Source organism: Pseudomonas sp. AB6 (assembly GCF_034314105.1).
Taxonomy (GTDB): Bacteria; Pseudomonadota; Gammaproteobacteria; order Pseudomonadales; family Pseudomonadaceae; genus Aquipseudomonas.
Genome location: NZ_JAVIWJ010000001.1, coordinates 4,345,315 through 4,365,082, shown reverse-complemented (window position 1 = coordinate 4,365,082; position 19,768 = coordinate 4,345,315). Strand labels below are relative to the sequence as shown.

18 protein-coding genes and 1 tRNA gene are annotated in these 19,768 nt (G+C 56.2%); 10 read left to right on the top strand and 9 right to left on the bottom strand.

All coding sequences use genetic code 11. The features are described 5' to 3' along the window. Nucleotides 1-51 precede the first annotated feature (51 nt). A complete protein-coding gene (locus tag RGW60_RS20535; RefSeq protein WP_322206313.1) occupies nt 52-1,713 on the bottom strand; it encodes an OFA family MFS transporter in 1,662 nt (553 codons plus the stop codon). A 249-nt stretch (nt 1,714-1,962) separates the two neighbouring features. Between RGW60_RS20535 and RGW60_RS20530 the strand changes: the two genes are divergently transcribed. The 6 genes from RGW60_RS20530 (at nt 1,963) to RGW60_RS20505 (ending at nt 7,130) form a co-directional block, all read left to right on the top strand. Then, nucleotides 1,963-2,373 carry an acetyl-CoA sensor PanZ family protein gene (locus RGW60_RS20530; RefSeq protein WP_322206312.1) on the top strand — a complete coding sequence of 137 codons (411 nt, stop codon included), beginning with the start codon at nt 1,963-1,965 and terminating at the stop codon, nt 2,371-2,373. Nucleotides 2,374-2,471: 98 nt separating this feature from the next. Next, entirely contained in the window at nt 2,472-4,703 is a 2,232-nt protein-coding gene (locus RGW60_RS20525; protein WP_322206311.1) for an AsmA family protein, read from the top strand. Continuing rightward, nucleotides 4,700-5,767: an A/G-specific adenine glycosylase gene (gene mutY / locus RGW60_RS20520; protein WP_322206310.1), complete on the top strand. Its 1,068-nt coding sequence runs from the start codon at nt 4,700-4,702 to the stop codon at nt 5,765-5,767. Before RGW60_RS20525 ends, mutY begins: the two co-directional genes overlap by 4 nt. Further along, nucleotides 5,764-6,036 (top strand): oxidative damage protection protein, encoded by a 273-nt coding sequence (locus RGW60_RS20515; RefSeq protein WP_322206309.1) that lies wholly within the window; start codon nt 5,764-5,766, stop codon nt 6,034-6,036. The genes mutY and RGW60_RS20515 overlap by 4 nt, the downstream gene beginning before the upstream one ends. Before the next feature lie 98 nt (nt 6,037-6,134). Beyond that, nucleotides 6,135-6,210: transfer RNA gene (locus tag RGW60_RS20510), tRNA-Phe, on the top strand. 332 nt (nt 6,211-6,542) lie between these two features. After that, entirely contained in the window at nt 6,543-7,130 is a 588-nt protein-coding gene (locus RGW60_RS20505) for a LysE family translocator (RefSeq protein WP_322206308.1), read from the top strand. Here the strand turns inward: RGW60_RS20505 and RGW60_RS20500 are convergent. Further along, on the bottom strand, nt 7,127-7,942 hold the full coding sequence (locus tag RGW60_RS20500; protein WP_322206307.1) for an AraC family transcriptional regulator: 816 nt from the start codon (nt 7,940-7,942) through the stop codon (nt 7,127-7,129). The two genes, RGW60_RS20505 and RGW60_RS20500, sit on opposite strands and share 4 nt — an antisense overlap. Nucleotides 7,943-8,200: 258 nt before the next feature. On the opposite strand from RGW60_RS20500, the gene RGW60_RS20495 reads away from it, so the two are divergent. From RGW60_RS20495 to RGW60_RS20485, 3 genes are all read left to right on the top strand, one after another. Further along, nucleotides 8,201-8,686 (top strand): hypothetical protein, encoded by a 486-nt coding sequence (locus RGW60_RS20495; RefSeq protein ID WP_322206306.1) that lies wholly within the window; start codon nt 8,201-8,203, stop codon nt 8,684-8,686. A 68-nt stretch (nt 8,687-8,754) separates the two neighbouring features. Continuing rightward, complete coding sequence (locus RGW60_RS20490) at nt 8,755-9,111, top strand: bacteriocin (RefSeq protein ID WP_322206305.1); 357 nt, start codon at nt 8,755-8,757, stop codon at nt 9,109-9,111. A 355-nt stretch (nt 9,112-9,466) separates the two neighbouring features. After that, complete coding sequence (locus tag RGW60_RS20485; RefSeq protein ID WP_322206304.1) at nt 9,467-10,024, top strand: RBBP9/YdeN family alpha/beta hydrolase; 558 nt, start codon at nt 9,467-9,469, stop codon at nt 10,022-10,024. A gap of 69 nt (nt 10,025-10,093) precedes the next feature. Here RGW60_RS20485 and RGW60_RS20480 read toward each other — a convergent pair whose 3' ends face one another. From RGW60_RS20480 to RGW60_RS20455, 6 genes are all read right to left on the bottom strand, one after another. Next, a complete protein-coding gene (locus RGW60_RS20480; RefSeq protein WP_322206982.1) occupies nt 10,094-10,873 on the bottom strand; it encodes an electron transfer flavoprotein subunit beta in 780 nt (259 codons plus the stop codon). Between the two features lie 25 nt (nt 10,874-10,898). Beyond that, nucleotides 10,899-12,128, bottom strand: a complete 1,230-nt coding sequence (locus RGW60_RS20475; RefSeq protein ID WP_322206303.1) for an electron transfer flavoprotein subunit alpha/FixB family protein — start codon at nt 12,126-12,128, stop codon at nt 10,899-10,901. Then, on the bottom strand, nt 12,128-14,089 hold the full coding sequence (gene dgcB / locus RGW60_RS20470) for a dimethylglycine demethylation protein DgcB (RefSeq protein ID WP_322206302.1): 1,962 nt from the start codon (nt 14,087-14,089) through the stop codon (nt 12,128-12,130). Before dgcB ends, RGW60_RS20475 begins: the two co-directional genes overlap by 1 nt. A 184-nt stretch (nt 14,090-14,273) precedes the next feature. After that, nucleotides 14,274-16,334, bottom strand: coding sequence for a dimethylglycine demethylation protein DgcA (dgcA, locus tag RGW60_RS20465; protein WP_322206300.1), 2,061 nt, complete (start codon nt 16,332-16,334; stop codon nt 14,274-14,276). Between the two features lie 15 nt (nt 16,335-16,349). Continuing rightward, nucleotides 16,350-16,880 (bottom strand): DUF5943 domain-containing protein, encoded by a 531-nt coding sequence (locus RGW60_RS20460; RefSeq protein ID WP_322206299.1) that lies wholly within the window; start codon nt 16,878-16,880, stop codon nt 16,350-16,352. Nucleotides 16,881-16,961: 81 nt separating this feature from the next. Next, entirely contained in the window at nt 16,962-17,939 is a 978-nt protein-coding gene (locus RGW60_RS20455; RefSeq protein WP_322206298.1) for a dipeptidase, read from the bottom strand. Between the two features lie 240 nt (nt 17,940-18,179). On the opposite strand from RGW60_RS20455, the gene RGW60_RS20450 reads away from it, so the two are divergent. Continuing rightward, the gene (locus RGW60_RS20450) at nt 18,180-18,572 is read left to right on the top strand and encodes a lysozyme inhibitor LprI family protein (protein ID WP_322206297.1); all 393 of its coding nucleotides are present in this window, start codon (nt 18,180-18,182) and stop codon (nt 18,570-18,572) included. Nucleotides 18,573-18,638: 66 nt separating this feature from the next. On the opposite strand, the gene RGW60_RS20445 is transcribed toward RGW60_RS20450, so the two are convergent. Next, complete coding sequence (locus tag RGW60_RS20445; protein ID WP_322206296.1) at nt 18,639-19,583, bottom strand: GlxA family transcriptional regulator; 945 nt, start codon at nt 19,581-19,583, stop codon at nt 18,639-18,641. Between the last annotated feature and the right edge of the window lie 185 nt (nt 19,584-19,768).

The following is a 19,768-nucleotide window of genomic DNA, read 5'->3' as shown; positions in this document are numbered from 1 at the left end:
TACCTGACACACCTCATGCGCGATGAATCCGCTCCCACAAGAAACCATGTGTCAGTGAAACAACACCGCCGTTTTCAGCAAGGTGATCCAAACGCCCCACGCCAATGGAATGCCCACGGCTAACCAGGCTGCGACTACCAATGGCTTGCTGCCAGCGGAGGCTTTCCACTCCAATACTGTGTTGTGATCCGCACCGGCATCGTGACCGTAGGATTGCTCTACAGCCAACTCGTCGTCAGCCATGAAGTATTTATCGGCAACCGGGCGAACCAGCAAGTTGCAGATAAACCCCAAAACCAGCAGTCCAGCAAGGATATATAGAGTGATGTCGTAAGCGTCGGAGCGGGCAACGCCGATGCTCAATTGATACTCGCGCAAGTAGTTGACCAATACCGGACCTAATACTCCCGCTGCAGCCCAAGCCGTCAGCAGCCGACCGTGGATCGCTCCGACCATCTGTGTGCCGAACAAGTCTGCCAGATAAGCTGGAACGGTCGCGAACCCGCCGCCATACATTGACAGAATGACGCAGAACGCCGCGACGAATAGTCCGATGCTGCCGGAATGCCCCAAGGTCGGTACAGAGGCGTAGAGCACCAAGCCCAGCACGAAAAACACGAAGTAAGTCGCTTTACGGCCAATGTAGTCGGAAAAGGACGCCCAAAAGAAACGACCGCCGATATTGAACAAACTCAACAGACCGGTGAAACCCGCAGCAATGGCGGCGATTAGTTTCAACTGATCAGCGTCCAATTGACCGAACGTCAACCCATTGCCGAGTAATTTACCCGCAAATACCTCCTGTAGCAGAGGTGATGCCATGCCAAGAATGCCAATACCTGCGGACACGTTCAGGCACAGTACCAGCCACACCAGCATGAACTGCGGAGTCTTCCACGCCACGTTTACGTGGACATGGCGGTGCGTGATCATCGCGTTGCTGGCCTTATGGGCCGGCGCGGTCCAGCCTTCGGGCTTCCAGCCAGTGGGTGGAACCCTGTATGACAAGGCGCCACCAATCATGAAAACAAAGTAGATCCCGGCCATGGCCAGAAAGCTTTGCCAAACGCCCATGCCGGTGGGCGAAGCAAAATGGCCCATCAACGCCGCAGCCAGGGGCGCGCCAACCATTGCGCCGCCGCCAAAACCCATGATCGCCATACCGGTTGCCATGCCGCGCTTGTCCGGAAACCACTTGATCAAAGTCGACACAGGGGAGATGTAACCCAAGCCCAGACCAATACCGCCGATCACTCCAGAACCCAGCCACATCAGCCCTATCTGGTGGGTGTAAATGCCTAGTGCAGAAATCACCAACCCACCGCACCAACACACCGCCGACACCACACCAGCTTTGCGTGGACCTGCTCTTTCCAGCCAGCCGCCCCAAATAGCTGCAGAACAGCCCAAAAAGATAAAGAACAGCGTGAAGATCCAGCCCAACATTGAAATAGGCCAGTCACAGCTTGATGAAAAAACCTGAGTCAAAAAGCTCGTGTCCGGCGCACACGCAACGGAAGCGGTAATACCAACAGCCTTAGACAATGGTATCCAAAACACTGAAAAGCCATACGCCATACCGATGCACAGGTGGATCGCTAGAGCGGCAGGTGGAACTAGCCAACGGTTGAAACCGGTCTTGGCGATGATGCGTTCTTTAGACAAAAACGCACGCTGCGCAACAGGGCTGCTTAGAGTGGCTGTTTTATTCATTATTACCCCCAAGTAGATTTACTTACGCAAGGCTCAACGCCTTATTTCGCCTGGCAGCCCTCCATAAGAAAGGGCTCGGCTATTAATCGGCAGCAACGCTGAAGACGTGACATAACGACGCAGAAAATCGGTAGAAGCCGGAAGGTTAACATCCAGCAACAACACAGAAAGCAATTTCGACGGCAGTTTTTTGTTACAACTGTCATTCGTTACTGCCCTGACGTCAGGCCAAGAAATTGAGGAAGCGTAATGCCCATCGTTGTCGAGTCAATACATGCAGCCACTTATCAGGACCAAGAGGATTTGCAAAAAATCTATCGCGATGCCCCCCAATGGCTACTAGCGCCCTTTAGCGATGGTCCGGCGCTAATAGAGTCAGGGCTAAGCGAGGGAACCTTTCTCGCGGCTCGCTTTAATGACCGACTGCTGGGAGCGGCTCGCGTTCAACGCAAAAGCGCTGTTTGGCAGATATCTCAGCTGTGCGTACGGAAATTGACCAGACGTCGAGGGGTTGCTGAACGCTTATTGATCGAAGCACAAAAGATGGCCCTGCTTGCAGGCTGTGAACTGCGCATGCTGGCGCCTGTCGGACATCTTGAGGCCCAGGCATTAGCGGCCAGGTTTCATCTTATTCTCGATCCGCAGCCGGTTTATAGCTGAGGAAAACACACAATAAAAGCCACCCGCAGTACGGTTCCAATCGAGAACGCTATACTCGCGGGCTAAATTTTAAATGAATCCATCACAAGGACTCGCCTATGAAAGCGTTCGGCAAAATCCTGGGTCTGGTTATTCTCGGGTTGTTGCTGATCATTGTGGCTCTTGGCTTTGCCCTGACCCACTTTTTTGATCCCAACGATTACAAAGACGAGATTCGCCAATTGGCCCGCGACAAAGCCCATGTGGAGCTGACCCTCAAAGGCGACATTGGCTGGAGCCTGTTCCCTTGGCTAGGCCTGGAGTTGCATGACGCCAGCGTTGCCACCTTGGTAACCCCGACCAAACCGTTTGCCGATTTGCAGATGCTTGGTCTGTCCGTTCGCGTGCTGCCGCTTTTACGCCGCGAAGTGCAGATGAGCGATGTCCGCGTCGAGGGTCTCAACCTGACGCTGAACCGTGATGAAAACGGCCATGGCAACTGGGAAGACATCGGCCGCCCAGCACCCTCTAATGCCCCGCCTCCAGCCGCACCTGAAAACGCCAGCGCCACCTTGGCGAAAGATGAGTCTGTAACGCCTGGAAAAACCTCACAGCCGATCAAGCTTGATATCGACAGCCTCACCATCAACAACGCCCGCATTGATTACAATGACGCCAAAAATGGCCGGCAATTTACCGCTGAGAGCATTCAGTTGAGCACTGGAGCCGTGCACGAGGGAACTAACATCCCGATCAAATTCACCTCATTTTTCAGCACAAACCAACCGGTGATACGCGCCAAGACCGAACTGGTTGGGCAGTTGCGATTTGACCGCGCACTTAGACGCTACCAGTTCGAAGACATGCGCTTGTCCGGAGAAGCCTCTGGCGATCCAACGGACGGCAAAACCCTCACGTTCGCCGCGCAGGGCCAATTGCTAGTCGACTTGGCGGCCAACATTGCAGATTGGAACGGTCTAAAGTTTTCGGCCAACCAATTGCGCGCATTGGGCGAACTGCATGTTCGCGATCTGGACAAGACACCGCAGTTCAGCGGCGGGCTCTCTATCGCCCAATTCAATCTTCGAGACTTTCTCGAAAGCGTCGGTCAAGTCGTACCTGACATGGCAGATGGCAGCTTGAGTAAGGTTGAGTTGGTTGGCCGCCTCACTGGCAGCCCTACCAGCCTTGCCGTTGATGACCTCAACATGAAGGTCGACGACAGCTCGTTCAGTGGACGTCTGGCGGTTGACGACTTTGCCAAGCAAGCTATTCGCGTTCAGCTCAAGGCCGACACCTTTGACGCCGACCGTTATCGTCCAGCAAGGAGCAATGCCGCCAAAAGTGCGGGGGCGGCCCGTAAGTCCGAAGTAACGGGTACGGAAAACCAGGTATTCGCTACCGCCGGCGGCACGACGCCGCTGCCTAATCAGCCAACCCAGATTGCGTGGAACAATGAGCGCTTATTGCCGCTGGAGCGCTTGCGCAAACTCGACGCTCAGGCCGACCTTAGCTTTGGCAAACTGACCATCGATAAATTGCCGATTCAGAACGCCGTGCTGAAAACTCACGCTCTCGGTGGTCAGATCACGCTGGAAAGCCTGCGTGGTAACGTCGGCAACGGTGATTTTGAGGTCAAAGGCACCCTGGATGTACGCTCCGACATACCATTAGTAGCGCTGCAAACCCGGGTCAATAAAATCCCGCTCGAACGTTTTTACCGAAGCCAAGATAACGCGCCCATCAGAGGATTGCTGACCTCGCACAGCGATATGACCAGCAAAGGTAATAGCGAGAAGGTCTTGGTTGACGGCCTCAACGGTACCGCCAGCTTCATGCTCAACAATGGGGTGTTGGTCAATGCCAACCTCGAGCAACAAGTTTGCTTGGGGATTTCCAAGCTGAACCGCAAAACATTGAGCGGCGAACCTCACGGCAAGGACACGCCCTTCCAGCAACTGGGCGGCAACTTGGTGATACGCAACGGTGTTGCCAGCAATCCCGATCTGAAGGTGCAAATTCCCGGTTTGACTGTGAACGGTAACGGCGATATTGACCTACGCGTGCTGGGCATGGATTACCGCATTGGCATCATCGTGGAAGGCGACAAGAGCGACATGCCAGACCCGGCCTGCCAGGTCAACGAGCGATATGCCAATATCGAATTCCCCTTGCGCTGCCGTGGCCCGCTAGAGTTGGGCGCTAAGGCGTGCCGTGTCGACAATGAGGCATTAGCCGGAGTCGCGGCGAAGTTAGCCGGTGACAAAATCGAACAGAAGATCGATGAAAAGCTTGGCGACAAAATCAACCCACAGCTCAAGGACGCGTTAAAAGGTCTTTTCAAACGATGAAAGCCGAGCAGTTTTCAACGGCTGTACTGGAATGGTACGACCGCCACGGCCGACACGATCTGCCCTGGCAACAAGGAATCACGCCCTACCGGGTATGGGTATCAGAGATCATGCTGCAGCAGACTCAGGTCAGCACCGTTTTGAACTACTTCGACAGATTCATGGACGCCCTGCCAACCGTGCAGGCCCTGGCTGAAGCGCCGGAAGACGAAGTGCTGCACCTGTGGACTGGGCTGGGTTACTACACTCGGGCGCGCAATCTGCAGAAGAGCGCCAAAATTGTGATCGCCGACTATGCCGGGGAGTTTCCCCGCGATGTGGACAAACTCATTGAACTGCCGGGTATCGGCCTGTCCACAGCGGGCGCCATCGCCAGCTTGAGCATGGGCCTGCGGGCGCCAATCCTCGACGGCAACGTCAAACGCGTGCTGGCACGTTTTACCGCCCAAGAGGGCTACCCCGGCGAACCCAAGGTGGCCAAACTGCTCTGGACGAACGCTGAGCGCTTCACGCCGCACACCCGAGTCAACAACTACACCCAGGCAATGATGGACTTGGGCGCGACGCTCTGTACCCGCAGCAAACCGAGTTGCCTGCTCTGCCCACTGAAAAAAGGCTGCGAAGCACACCTGTTAGGTTTAGAACTCCGTTACCCAATTCCCAAACCGCGTAAAACAGTGCCACAAAAGCGCACGTTGATGCCCATGCTCGCCAACCGTGATGGCGCCATTTTGCTGTACCGACGCCCCTCAACGGGGCTCTGGGGCGGGTTGTGGAGTTTGCCGGAGCTGGATCAGTTCAGCGACCTGGAACATTTGGCCAACCAGCACGCACTGACATTGGGCAATCACCATGAACTGCCGGGCCTGGTGCATACGTTCAGTCACTTCCAGCTGTCCATCGAACCTTGGCTAGTGCAGGTCGAAGAGTCCGCTAACCACGTGGCCGAGGCCGACTGGCTCTGGTATAACCTCGCCACCCCGCCGCGCCTGGGCCTTGCTGCCCCGGTGAAGAAGCTGCTGAAACGCGCAGCCGACGTATTGAATGCAGGAGAGTTGTCATGACCCGCACCGTGATGTGCCGCAAGTACAAAGAAGAATTACCCGGCCTGGACCGCGCCCCTTACCCTGGCGCCAAAGGTGAAGACATCTTCAACCACGTTTCCCAAAAAGCCTGGGCCGACTGGCAGAAACACCAGACCCTGCTAATAAACGAGCGTCGCTTGAACATGATGAACGCAGATGACCGAAAATTTCTCCAGGTCGAAATGGACAAGTTCTTATCCGGCGCCGACTACGCCCAAGCAGAAGGCTACGTCGCCCCAAAGGAATAATCCTCGCAACCCTGCGGGTCGTAAGCAACGGTAATAACTGACTATTTTCAAAAACACGCTTGACGACCCCCTGAAAACCAAGTCTAATGCGCCCCGTTGCCCAGATAGCTCAGTCGGTAGAGCAGGGGATTGAAAATCCCCGTGTCGGCGGTTCGATTCCGTCTCTGGGCACCACCTTTCGTTTTCAGGTGGTTCCGATAACACCTGAAAGCAACCAAGAAGCCCGCCTAGTGCGGGCTTTTTGTTGTTTGGAGTTCCAGCATCGGAAATAGGCTGGCAAAGATGCGGCGGTGGCCTATGAGCATAGGATTGCTGCTTGAATTTTTTTGATTGATAACAACCTCCCACCCCGCAAATTACCAGAGCCCTGCTTGAACCTTGCAAAGCTGACGGTCATTCACCTCCGCGATAAATTCCAACCCCACCGCACAGGGCAGTTTTTTTCAATACTCCACACCCCCACCCAACTACGTTCAACACTCATTCATTAAACCGAGTAGAGCAAAATGAGCGTGTTGATTTCAATGGCGGCGTTTGCCTTGGCAGCGTCGATTTCACCAGGTCCGGTAAATGTTGTGGCCCTGAGTTCCGGGGCGCAGTTCGGTCTGTGTTCCAGCCTGAGGCATGTGCTTGGAGCTACGGTGGGGTTTGTCGTGTTGCTGTTGTTTACCGGTTTCGGGCTGCTTGAGATTCTGAAGCAGTGGCCGATTCTGACCGACCTGATTCGCTGGGCGGGCGTCGCATTTTTGCTATGGCTGGGATGGAAGCTGGCAGCGGATGACGGGCAACTGGATATCGGCAGTACGACGCGTCAACCGTCCTTTATGCGCGGCGCTGCGATGCAATGGCTCAACCCCAAAGCGTGGCTTGCAGCCGTCGCGGGAATGGGGGCCTTTGTTGCCAGCGGAGATGCCAAACTGATCTGGTCATTTGCGCTGATTTACTTCGTAATCTGCTACCTGTCGGTGGCCTGCTGGGTCTACGCCGGTGCGTTTCTCGGTAGGTACCTGCACAGTGCGCCCCGGATCCGCTTATTCAACCGATGCATGGCAGCCATGCTGGCGGGGTGTGCGATGTCCCTGCTGTTGTTTTAAGGCTTGTACTGCCTTGGCGTCGCTGCGAGATGCTTCTTGAACACCCGCTGAAAATGCGCCTGATCAGCAAACCCAGCTTCATGCGCGATATCGATGATTGATGCGCCGTAACGTAGCTGCGTCTGCGCGTGCTGAATCCGCCGGTTGATCAAGTAAGCGTGGGGTGTCATGTGATATTGCTGCTCAAAAGCGCGGATCAAATAAGCCTCCGAGAGATTGGCCGCCTTGCACATCGCCTCAAGGCGAACCGCGCCCTTAAAGTGCTCATTGATATATTCGGCAGCACGTACCACCCTCGGATTTATTTTTTTTAGTTCCAACGTCGAATTGCCTAGCGCCCGCTGCATCAACATGAAAAAGGCAACAGCCGCTTCGTGTTTGGGCAAGGCGTCCACAGTCGGATCGATCAACTGCGCGTAAAAATCAATCAGGCCTGCAAACAACTCAGGTGATTGAGTGTGGGTGGCCGCGATCGGTTGAAAACCCATGCCGACGCCATCGTCGTGACTGTGCTGGATACCCGCTAGCCAATCCGCGTCGACGTACAACATCACGTATGACCACGGCTGGTCTTCAATGGGATTGCAGGCGTGGACTTCGCCCGGATTCATCAACACCACCGTTCCGGCACTGATGGTTTGACGGCTCCTTTCATGCAGGTAAGTGCTTTGCCCAGAGGTGACCGCCCCCATAGAAAAAAACTCATGAGAATGCCGGCCATAATGGACCTGACGCCCATCTTCTATTCGGCGCGCCTCTATGAAAGGCAGCTCTGCGTCTCTCCAGAATGTAGGCGTAGTATCAGTGGACATGGTGATTACCTGATCATTTCAGCAATAGTACTGCGACTGGGGTAGCCCCGTTAACCGCGCAAAACCACCCTGGCCAGCATTCCTTATGGCATGAGAATCAGCCTCCGTCTCTAACCGTGTGAAAACCAAACCGCCTCCATCCTAAGTCTCAGCGATATTTTATTGGGCGTCGTTTGGCCCAACCCGCTTGGCTATTCAAAACGTATGCGTTTCAATAGCGCCCATTCGCGGCATCCAGCCTGCACAGGACTCTAAGCCATGGCTTCGCCAGACAAACAGCAGAAACGCGCCAAGCGAGCAAAAACCAAAGCCAAGCAGAACCGTTCGGGTAAACCGGCGCAGAGTCTGTTCCATCCGGTGCTCGCCTCGCCTCTGGTCAACGAGCCGTTCGATGACGTTGATGTTGACCTGTCGACGTTCGATTTCGCGGACCTTCTCGCCAATGGTTTCGACCCTGCCGACTTCGATGACCTGTTTCAGGCGATGAAAGCTGCCGAGTCCATTAGCCAACTGGCGATGTGCGTGGTGTTTTTGCAGTACCCAGTGTTAGAACTGGTAATTTCCGAGGAAGAAGAAGAACACGCTACCAACTTCCTCACAGGCTTGCTCATCGCGTATCGAACGAATTTCTACGATGAAGACGAAGACACTGCCGTTGCATGGATTGAAAGCGACGCTTTCCAGGCGGATTACAACGAGGCCTCTCGCATTCTTGTAGGCAAAAACAACCAGCCATCTCGCTAAAGATTTTTTACCGGCTCATGCTGTGAGTCACCGTATCCCTCCTGCTTTATTTTCCTGAGGTTCGTAACATGCGTATAACTCTTTCTGCCCTGACCCTTGCCCTCGCATTGCTCGCCACCCAAAACGCAATGGCTGGCAACGAACTTAATGCCGCACTCGGTGGCGGTCTCGGTGGCGCGCTGGGTAACGTCGTTGGCCAGAAAATGGGCGGCGGCAGCACGGGTGCAGCATTGGGCGCGGGTGTCGGCGGCGCGGCAGGCGGCGCATTGACCGCCAAGAAGGGCCACAAAACCAAAGCCGCACTCGGCGGCGGCCTCGGCTCAGCCGGTGGTTCACTGCTTGGTAACAAATTGGGCGGCAGCGGCGGCGGCACTATTGGCGCAGGTCTCGGCGGCGCGGCGGGCAGTGCATTGATGGGTAAGTAGTCCGTAATTACGTTGGCGGCGCTAGCCGTCTGAACGTGAACAAAAAACCCGCCTCGCGGGTTTTTGTTGTCTGGATTGCTAGCCTTATGTTTTTCGACCGCATGTAAAAGAAGTCCAATACGCAGACCCAACGCAGCCGCGCAGCTAACATCGAACAATTGTAATTGGATGGACTCGCCCACGCCGCTTTAGCTTTTGATCACTTTCAAACGCTTGGGCCGTGGATTGGCGGGTTGGTATTTCTGCTGCCTTTCCTGCCTCGGCGTATGTTGCCGAGTGTCATCGGTGTCCTGGTATTTTTTTTCAGCCCAATGGTTCTTTGGGGGCGTATGAATGGTCTTAAAGGAGAAGGAAGATGACAGTCAGGGTTTTGATTTTACCGGGCTTATTTAACTCAGGTGAAACCCATTGGCAGTCAATATGGGAGCGCCAGTTTTCAGGTCTGCACAGAGTAGAGCAGGAGGATTGGGAAACGCCAAGCGCGACGGATTGGGTGGAACGTTTGAACCAGGAAATCTCTGCTGCTGACGGGGAAGTCGTATTAGTAGCCCATAGCTTGGCTTGTACGTTGGTCACGCGCTGGGCGCAGCAGTACCCTGAAGTGCGCAAGGTTCGCGGCGCATTACTGGTAGCTCCGAGTGACACCGAAGCGGAAAGCTACCCGCCGGGCACATCGGGTTTTGTACCCATGTCGACGCAACGCCTACCTTTTTCAACGATCATGGTGGCGAGTACTAACGATCCGTACGTGACCCATGATCGGGCCAAGGCCTTTGGCAGGTTATGGGGCAGTGAGCTGGTTTGGGTGGAAAACGCGGGTCATATCAACGGTCAAGCAGGATACGGACCCTGGCCCCAAGGGGTTGAATTGCTATTCAAGCTGACAGCAGATCCGCAGTTTCAGCCTAAGTAGCTCCGGCCTAGGCATTTGGGACAGATACGTTTTCAAAGAACGCAAAAACCTGTCTCAAATAGCTGCCCTTTAACGAACCACGCCCTCCTCAATCAGCAGCTTCAAAATAGCCTCAGCACCGGCCTCGGCGCTAACGCCTTTAAGCAGTTGCCCACCGCCACCGCTGGCTTTGGCTGTTGCAGCTTTCATCCGGTCGGCGCCGCTCTTGCCTTTGATCACTTTCAAGCGTTTGGGCCGTGGCTTGGCGGGTTGCAAGGTGGAGGCTGCGAGTAACTCGTCCGTCACCACTTCAACTTGATCAGCCGCCAGCAAGCCACGCTGTGCCGGGCCGTAGGCGCTTTGCCGGGACGTGGGTGCGGCGTTATCCACAGTCGCCAGGAACGGAAGACGCACTTTCAACCGACGCCGCTGACCGCGTGGTAACGCTTGCAGTACATGAGCTAGACCGTTTGCCAACGATTCAACTTGCGCCAGCCCGACCACCAATGGCCAACCCAGCTTTTCTGCTAGCAGATACGGAAGCAGGCCTGAGCCTTCACCGGTTTCACTTTGGCTGCCGGTGAGCACCACTTGCACGTTGGATTCACGCAAATACTCAGTTAGGGCGGGCAATGCATCGGCGCCTTCGGGTTGCTCCAACACATGCAATTCATCCAGGCCCATGCCGAGATAAGCCCGCAACGCTGGCTCTTCAACGTTGCCTGCGTGCAACACATGCAAGTTATCCCCAGCCAGTTGCAAACCCAGTTCAACAGCACGTGCATCTTGCTCAGCGCGGCGCGAACGGCCAGAAGTAGGGTGAGCGCCGATAGACACCAACGTGATTACATGAATCGAACCGTTATCCATGGGGGCGCTCGAATTGAGCAACGAATTAAGCGGCATCACGTTTCCCCTCATTGCGATAAGCCTCAATGGCCGCAATCAGCGCCTTAAGGATCGCTGCGCTGTCACCGATGACCGACAAATCGGCACGTTTGATCATGTCGCAACCGGGATCAAGGTTGATTGCCACGACCTTGTCGCAAGCGCCAATGCCTTGCAAATGCTGAATCGCGCCGGAAATACCCACGGCGACATACACCCGCGCCGTGACCCACGTACCACTGGCGCCGACTTGGCGATCACGCGCCATGTAGCCGTCGTCGACCGCCACACGGGAAGCGCCTTCGGTGGCGCCCAATGCCGCAGCGGTGCGGTGAAACAATTCCCAATCTTTTACCCCGTTGCCGCCAGAGAAGATAAATTCCGCTTCGGCCATGGGAATCGCCGCCGGATCGACCGCCACTGCGCCGAGGTCTTCGATACGCGACAAGCTTCGCGCTACGGCTGTGGATAACTCTAACGGCAGGGCTTCATGCCGGGTTTCACTAACGGGTTCAGCACATTCAACGGCGGCCAGTATCAAGCGAGCCAGCGGACCAGCTATGTCTTGGCGACCGGCACCGGCGCGGCCGATGCAGTGTTTGTCCGTGACCTGCCATACCCTTGTCGCCGGGCGCTCGCCCAAGCTGGCGGCAAAACGCCGACCCAATTCACCGCCACCGGTACGGCTGTCGGGCAGCAACCAATGGCGCGGGTTTAATTGGTTATCCACAGCCCGCAGCCCTTGGACCCGCTGCTCGGGTGCATAACCGTTGAATTCGCTGCCTTCCAGCGTCAGTAATCTATCGACGCCCGCTGTGGCAAAGTTGGTTTCCTTATGTTCACCGAAAACAACCGCCACTACCGCGCCGTCGGTACCGGCCAAGCTGTGGGCCAAGCCAAGCAAGTCGCGGTCGTGAGCGCTCAAGCGGCCACCGACCATGTCCGGGGCTACACAAATGTAGAACGCCGGTAGCGCGACCTGATGCAGCGGCAGTTGTACTTCAGAAGCGAAAGAACGTTTAACCGCCCCGCCCTGTTGCGCGCCGCTGCGGTCAATACGTTTGACGCCATTGGGACCGATGAACCCGACGTGGTGCACGTCTTTGCGGACGATGCCGTTTGGCCCCATCCAGCTGGTTTGCGCCGGTTGCATGGCCGCATGCAGCGGGTGCAGCGGGTGCAGGCGGTTACGAGCAATCCACTCTGCGCGAGGGTCACGGCGAATAATGTCGCTCATCAGTGCGCCTCCGCGAGTTCAGGTTTGACTGAGCCCTGCTTAATCGGCAGCGGTTTTTCGAGGACGGGGCCTTCCAGCAACGCGTCAGCCACCAGTTCCGCGATGTCTTTGATTAATGGCCGAGGTTCGACCACGCCTTCGAGCATCGCTGTGCATTGCGGGCATCCAACCGCTACCAGCTCAGCGCCGGTTTCGCGGATGTCGTCCATGCGCATATCCGGAATACGCTGCTTGCCCGGTATGTCGGTGATCGGCGCGCCACCTCCGCCGCCGCAGCAGCGCGAACGGAAACCAGAGCGTTGCATTTCCTTGATCTCGATCCCCAGCGCACGCAGTACCGCACGTGGCGCCTCGTATTCGCCGTTATAGCGACCGAGGTAACACGGATCGTGATAGGTCACGCTGGTGCCTTTGTGTTGGCCCAAATTCAAGGTGCCGGCTTCGATCAGCTCAGCCATGTACGTGCTGTGGTGCTGCACTTGATAGTGACCGTCAAATGCACCGTATTCATTTTTTAGCACATGGAAGCTGTGCGGATCGCATGTGACGATGCGTTTGAAGTCGTATTTGCCCAAGGTTTGGATATTGCGTCTGGCGAGCATCTGGAAGGTCGCTTCGTCGCCCAGACGCCGGGCCACGTCACCACTGTCGCGCTCTTCCAGGCCGAGCACGGCGAAGTCGACGTTGGCCGCTTTGAGCACCTTGACGAATGCGCGCAAGGTGCGTTGATTACGCATGTCGAACGCGCCATCACCCACCCAGAACAGCACCTCGGCGGACTTCCGTTCGCTGAGCAGATTGAGGTTCAAATCCGCCGCCCAGTTCATCCGCCCGCCCGGCGCAAATCCGCCGGGGTTGTCGGTGGCGATCAAGTTATCCAGCACTTCGGCGCCTTTATTTGGCGTCGCGCCCTTTTCCAGGGTCAGAAAGCGGCGCATATCGACGATAGCGTCCACGTGCTCAATCATCATCGGGCACTCTTCAACGCAGGCGCGGCAGGTGGTGCAAGACCACAGCGTGTCGGCATCGACCAAGCCGTTGACGATGGGTTGATGAGCGTTGCCGCCATGTTCGCCGATGGCCCTTCCTGGATACGGGCTGCCGGCAAAGTTGGCATCCGTACCGCCCGCCAGGCCGACGACCATGTCTTGAATCAGTTTTTTCGGGTTCAGCGGTTGGCCAGCGGCAAATGCCGGGCACGCGGCTTCGCATTTACCGCACTGCACGCAGGCGTCAAAACCCAGCAGTTGATTCCAAGTGAAGTCTTCGGGCTTTTCCACACCCAACGGCGCACTGGTATCACTCAGGTCCAGCGGCTTTAAACCAGTAGATCGACCACCACCAAAGCGTTCGGCGCGGCGGTGCCAGGCCAAGTGAAAGGCGCCGGCGAAAGCGTGCTTCATCGGCCCGCCCCAGGTCATGCCGAAGAACATTTCCGACACGCCCCAGGCCACGCCCAAGCTCAGAAGTGCAACGAGAACCCAGCCGCCGAAGTCTTCAGGCAAGATGCCGGCAACCGGCAGGGTGACTAAAAAGAAGCTGACTGAGAATGCCATCAAGCTTTTCGGCAAGCGCATCCAGGGGCCTTTGGACAAGCGTGCAGGCGGGTTGCGCCGTCGCAGGGCCATGAAAATCGCGCCGACGAACATGATCGCCGAAGCCAGTAGCAAGGCGTAGCCGAGGATGCGGTTATGCCAGCCAAAACCGTGGACCAAGATCGCTAACAGCGCGGCCAGCACAAAACCACCCGCCGTCGCGACGTGGGTGTTGGCGATGTATTTATCCCGTGCGACGACGTGGTGCAAATCCACCATGTAGCGCTTGGGCATTGCCAGCAAGCCACCAAGCAGGTCGACCTTGGACGCCCGGCCCTGGCGCCACAGCATCATCCGCCGCACCGCGCCCAATACGGCCAGAGCCAGGGCGACGAAGAGCAGGATGGGAAGAAGGGTGTTCAACATGTGGAGCTCCCATCAAAACCGGGTGGGTCTGAATTCTTATCGCGTTTACAAAACCGGACTCGGTCATCTGTAGGAGCGCGCTTACCAGCGATGGGCGCGGAGCGGTCACAAAGTCGTCTAACCGCTGACATTTTGAAGGCCGTTCCGACCTTATCGCGGGCAAGCGTGCTCCTACAGGGCTCCCTTAAAAATCCTTACACAACCGCAATGCGTCATAGATGGCCGCATGGATGTTGCGTTGGGCGACGCAGTCGCCGATGCGGAACAGCAGATAGCCGTCACCCGGTTGGCTCAGGCACGGTTGCGGCTGGATCGCGAACAACGCTTCGATGTCGATTTGGCCTTTATTGCGCGAGGCCTCTTTCAACTCGTAATACATCCATTCATCGGCACGCACGCCGTTCTCGATCACCACTTGGTCAACCACCCGCTCTTCCTTGGCACCGGTGTATTCGTTTTCCAGAACCGCGACCAGTTTGTCGCCTTCGCGGTAGACCTTTTCCAGCATCAGGTCGCCGGTCATGATCACTTCTTTGGGGTACATGCTGCGGTAGTACGTCGGGAACGATGTACCACCGATAGCTACGCCTGGTTTGATGTCGTCGGTGACGATTTCGACCTGACTGCCTTTGTCAGCAATGAAGTCGGCAACCGACATCCCGGTGAACTCACAAATGGTGTCGTAGACCAGCACGTTTTTACCCGGCGCCACGGTGCCGTCCAGCACGTCCCAACTGCTGACAACCAAGCCTTCTGCCGCGCCCCAATGTTCGTTCTGCTCAAGGAACGGATGGCCACCGTTGGCCAGCACCACCACGTCAGGACGCAGGTCGAGAATGGCCGCTGGATCAGCCGCGGTGCCCAAACGAACGTCCACTTTCAGACGCGCCAATTCCAGCTGGAACCAGCGCGTGATGCCCGCGATTTGATCGCGTTGTGGCGCTTTCGATGCCGTAGTGATCTGCCCGCCGAGGGTGTCTTTCTTCTCGAACAAGGTCACGTCATGGCCTCGTTCAGCGCATACCCGTGCAGCTTCCAAACCTGCAGGACCGGCACCAACGACCACCACTTTGCGTTTCACGCCGGTGGTTTTTTCAATGATGTGCGGCACGCCCATGTATTCACGGGAGGTCGCGGCGTTCTGGATGCACAACACATCCAGACCCTGGTACTGGCGGTCGATGCAGTAGTTGGCGCCCACGCATTGTTTGATCTGGTCGATCTGGCCCATTTTGATCTTGGCGATCAGGTGCGGGTCAGCGATGTGCGCACGGGTCATGCCGACCATGTCGACGTAGCCGCCTTCCAGAATCCGTGTGGCCTGGTTCGGGTCTTTGATGTTCTGGGCATGTAGCACCGGAACCTTGACCACTTCCTTGATGCCGGCCGCCAAATGCAGAAATGGCTCAGGCGGATAGCTCATGTTCGGAATAACGTTGGCCAAAGTGTTGTGGGTGTCGCAACCCGAACCGACGACGCCGAGGAAGTCGATCAAACCGGTGGCATCGTAATACTTGGCGATTTCTTTCATGTCCTCATGGCTCAAGCCATCAGGGTGAAATTCGTCGCCGCAAATACGCAGGCCAACGCAGAAGTCAGGACCGACTTCTTTGCGCACCGCTTTGATGACTTCCATGCCGAAGCGCATGCGGTTTTCGAAACTGCCGCCCCATTCATCGGTGCGCTTGTTGACCCGCGGGCTCCAGAACTGGTCGATCATGTGTTGGTGTACGGCAGACAGCTCGACGCCGTCGAGGCCGCCGGCTTTCGCCCGTCCAGCGGCGCTGGCGTAGTTGCCGATTACCCGCCAGATTTCTTCCGGCTCAATGGTTTTGCAAGTAGCGCGGTGGACCGGTTCACGAATGCCCGACGGCGACAGCAGCGTCGGCCAATGGTCCCCATCCCAACGTGAGCGACGGCCCATGTGAGTAATCTGAATCATGATCTTGGCGCCATGCTTGTGCATAGCATCGGCCAGGTTTTGGAAATGCGGAATGATTTTGTCGGTCGCCAAGTTGACCGATTTCCACCAGCCTTGCGGGCTGTCAATGGCCACGCTGGAAGACCCGCCACAAATGGCCAGGCCGATACCACCTTTGGCTTTTTCTTCGTAATACTTCACATACCGATCTGTGGTCATGCCGCCATCGGTGGCATACACCTCGGCGTGTGCAGTACTAAGCACGCGGTTACGGATAGTCAGTTTGCCGATTTGAATCGGCTGGAACATTGCTTCGAAAGCCATAACGAAAACCTCGAGTTACAACGGCTTGACGGTGAACAAGCCGTCATCGTGGCCTTCTTCGGAGCCACCGTAGACTTGCACAGCAACTGTACGAACCGAGCTGCCCGCAGCTTCAAGAATCTGGTCCATGGCGCCCGCGAACCAGCCGGTGAACATGTAATCGACCTTGCGGCCTACCTTGCCGTACACGTAGACAAAGCAAGAGTGCTCCAGCTTGATGCTGGCGGTACCTTTTTCCAGATCAATGTCCTGGATCTTGAACAGACCCCAGCCACGTTGCGACAAACGCTTCATGTAATGCTCAAACACAGCGATGCCAGACAAACCGTGGCATTCAGCTTCTTTTTCGCACCAGTGCCAAGCCGATTTGTAGCCCGCTTTGTACAGAATCTCAGCGTAGGCGTCAGCGCCCAGGACTTCTTCGATGCCCATGTGGTTGTTGACGAAAAAATGACGCGGTACGTACAGCATTGGCAATGCGTCGGAGGTCCAGACGCCGGTTTCGCTGTCGACTTCGATAGGCAGCTGCGGGGCAATTTTAGCCATGGGGTAAAACTCCAGAAATTCGGGTGACGCCCTCTGCGCAAAGGGGCAGAGGGGTGTTTAAGCAGATAGGTATCGGAGGAATTACTCGCCCCAAACGTCTTTCAAAACATTGACCCAGTTTTCGCCCATGATTTTGCGAACAACGCGCTCAGGATGGCCGCGTTTGAGCAAAGTCTCAGTCAGATTCGGGAATTCGCCCACGGTGCGGATACCCAGTGGGTTGATAATTTTGCCGAAGCTGGTCAGGCGACGGGCGTAGCCCTTGTCGTGGGTCAGGTATTCGAAGAAGTCCTGACCGTGACCCTGGGTGAAGTCAGTACCGATACCAATGGAGTCTTCACCGACGAGGTTCATCACGTATTCAATGGCTTCGGCGTAGTCGTCGATGGTGGACTCAATGCCTTTGGCCAGAAACGGCGCGAACATCGTCACGCCCACAAAACCACCGTGGTCAGCAATGAACTTCAGCTCTGCATCAGACTTGTTGCGTGGGTGTTCTTTCAAACCGGACGGCAGGCAATGGGAGTAGCAGACCGGTTTTTTCGATTCGAGAATGACTTCTTCGGAGGTTTTCGAACCCACATGGGACAGGTCGCACATAACGCCGACGCGGTTCATTTCGGCAACGATCTCGCGTCCGAAGCCCGACAGGCCGCCATCACGTTCGTAGCAGCCAGTGCCCACCAGGTTTTGCGTGTTGTAGCACATCTGCACGATGCCAACGCCGAGCTGCTTGAAGATTTCGACGTAGCCGATCTGATCCTCATACGCGTGGGCATTCTGAAATCCAAAGAGAATCCCGGTTTTGCCTTGTTCCTTAGCCTTGCGGATATCGGCAGTGGTGCGTACCGGAATCACCAGGTCACTGTTTTCACGCATCAGCTTCTGGCTGGTGCAAATGCTATTGATGGTCGCCTGAAAACCTTCCCACACCGACACGGTGCAGTTGGCCATGGTCAGGCCGCCTTTGCGCATGTCTTCGAACAGCTCGCGGTTCCACTTGGCAATGATCAGCCCGTCAATAACGATACTGTCGGCGTGTAATTCGGCTGGGCTCATCAGGCGGTCCCCTTTGGTGATTCATGCACCGAATCGTGTGCCGGCGCTTTGGGGCCAGCATATGCCTGAGGGTTGAGCGAGCCGGGTGCAAAAACGACAAGGGGTTTGCCGAAAGCGTCAAGAAGCGACAAAGGGTCAGTGCCACTGACCCGGATAGACCAACTGGCCTCTGTTCTTTACTCACCCAGTGGGCCAAAATCGACAGCGTATGAAGTACATAACGAACGAGGGTGTCGCAAAATGAGGTCAATGTTATTGGTTTTGGCAGTGCTGGCTACCAGCGCACAGGCTGAAGACGGCACGCCATGCGACAAGGTGGAAACCACCCAGCAAAGCTTCGAATGCTCCACGTTCAACAGAACCACCGCTGATCGTGAAATGAACACCGCCTACAAAGACCTGATTGATCGCATCAGTTCTCAATACGCCGCTCACCCGCCGCAACTCAATGAGTATTTAGCCAAAATCAAGACTGCCCAAGATATATGGGTAAAACTGCGCGACGCCGATTGCTCGGTGCAAACGTTCCTCAATGAAAAAGGCAGCCAAGCATTCCAGATCGCTCAAAACGATTGTTTTGCGCAGAACAGCGATGAGCGGTCGGAGTATTTGCAGTCGATTGGGATTGAATAATAGGGCTGGAAAATAGCGTCACCGACCTGTGTAGATAACCCACTTACTGGCGGAGCGATCTGCGCCTCACACATTCGACCGTTGCCGATCCTCTCTCGGGCACCTTACGAATCGTCCCTTATAGCTACGGGTAAAGTACGACGGGGATTCGAAGCCGCAGGCGATGCTGATTTCCAGCACGCTCATGTTGGTCTGGCGCAGCAACTGCCGTGCTTTGTCCAGGCGCAGGCCCAGATAGAAATTGCTTGGGGTATCGTTCAAATGCAGCCGGAACAGCCGCTCCAGTTGCCGGCGAGTTACTTGAATCCCTTCGGCCAATTGCAAGGTACTGAGCGGCGGTTCGGTGTGTAGCTCCATTTCGCCGATCACTTGCACCAGCTTCTTGTTATTGATGCCGAAGCGCGTCGCGATTTGCATGCGTTGATGGTCTTTGCGCGGACGAATGCGGCCAAGCACGAATTGCTCGGATACTTTGATCGCTAGTTCCGGCCCGTGAGCCTGGCCAATAAGATCAAGCATCATGTCGATGGACGCCGTGCCACCCGCCGACGTAATGCGGCGCCGGTCGATTTCAAACAACTCCTGAGTCACCACAGAGTGTGGGTACAACTCCTTGAAGGCGTCCAGCGCCTCCCAATGCAGGGTCAGGCGATAGCCATTAAGCAGCCCCGCTTGGGCCAGGACAAAACTGCCGGTATCGATGGCGCCCAAGGTCACACCCTCGTGGTCCAGTCGGCGCAGCCAGTGCTCAAGCCCTGGCGTGCAGAACTGCAACGGCTCAAAACCTGCGACCACCCACAGCGTTGTGCCCTTCTTCAGCGACTCCAGTGCCGCATCGGCGTTCACCGACATTCCGTTGCTGGCAATCACTGCTCCGCCATCCAGGCTCAACACATGCCAGCGGTACAGCTCGCCACCAAAACGATTCGCCACGCGCAGCGGTTCGACGGCTGAGACAAAGCCCATGATCGAAAATCCGGGCATCAGCAAAAAATAGTAATCCTGAGACATCGAGGCGCACTCATCGGGGGTAGCGTAAACACCACATACGCTCCTTGGATCAGCACGGCAAGAGGACAGGTCGCTGCTGTGCAAGAGCCTGTCGCCGCTGTGCGTTTTTGCCGGGCTGCGGCTGCGTAACGTGGCATCACTGCGCGCAAAGACGCCGGGCCCGATCGCCATCCCCATAAAAAGAA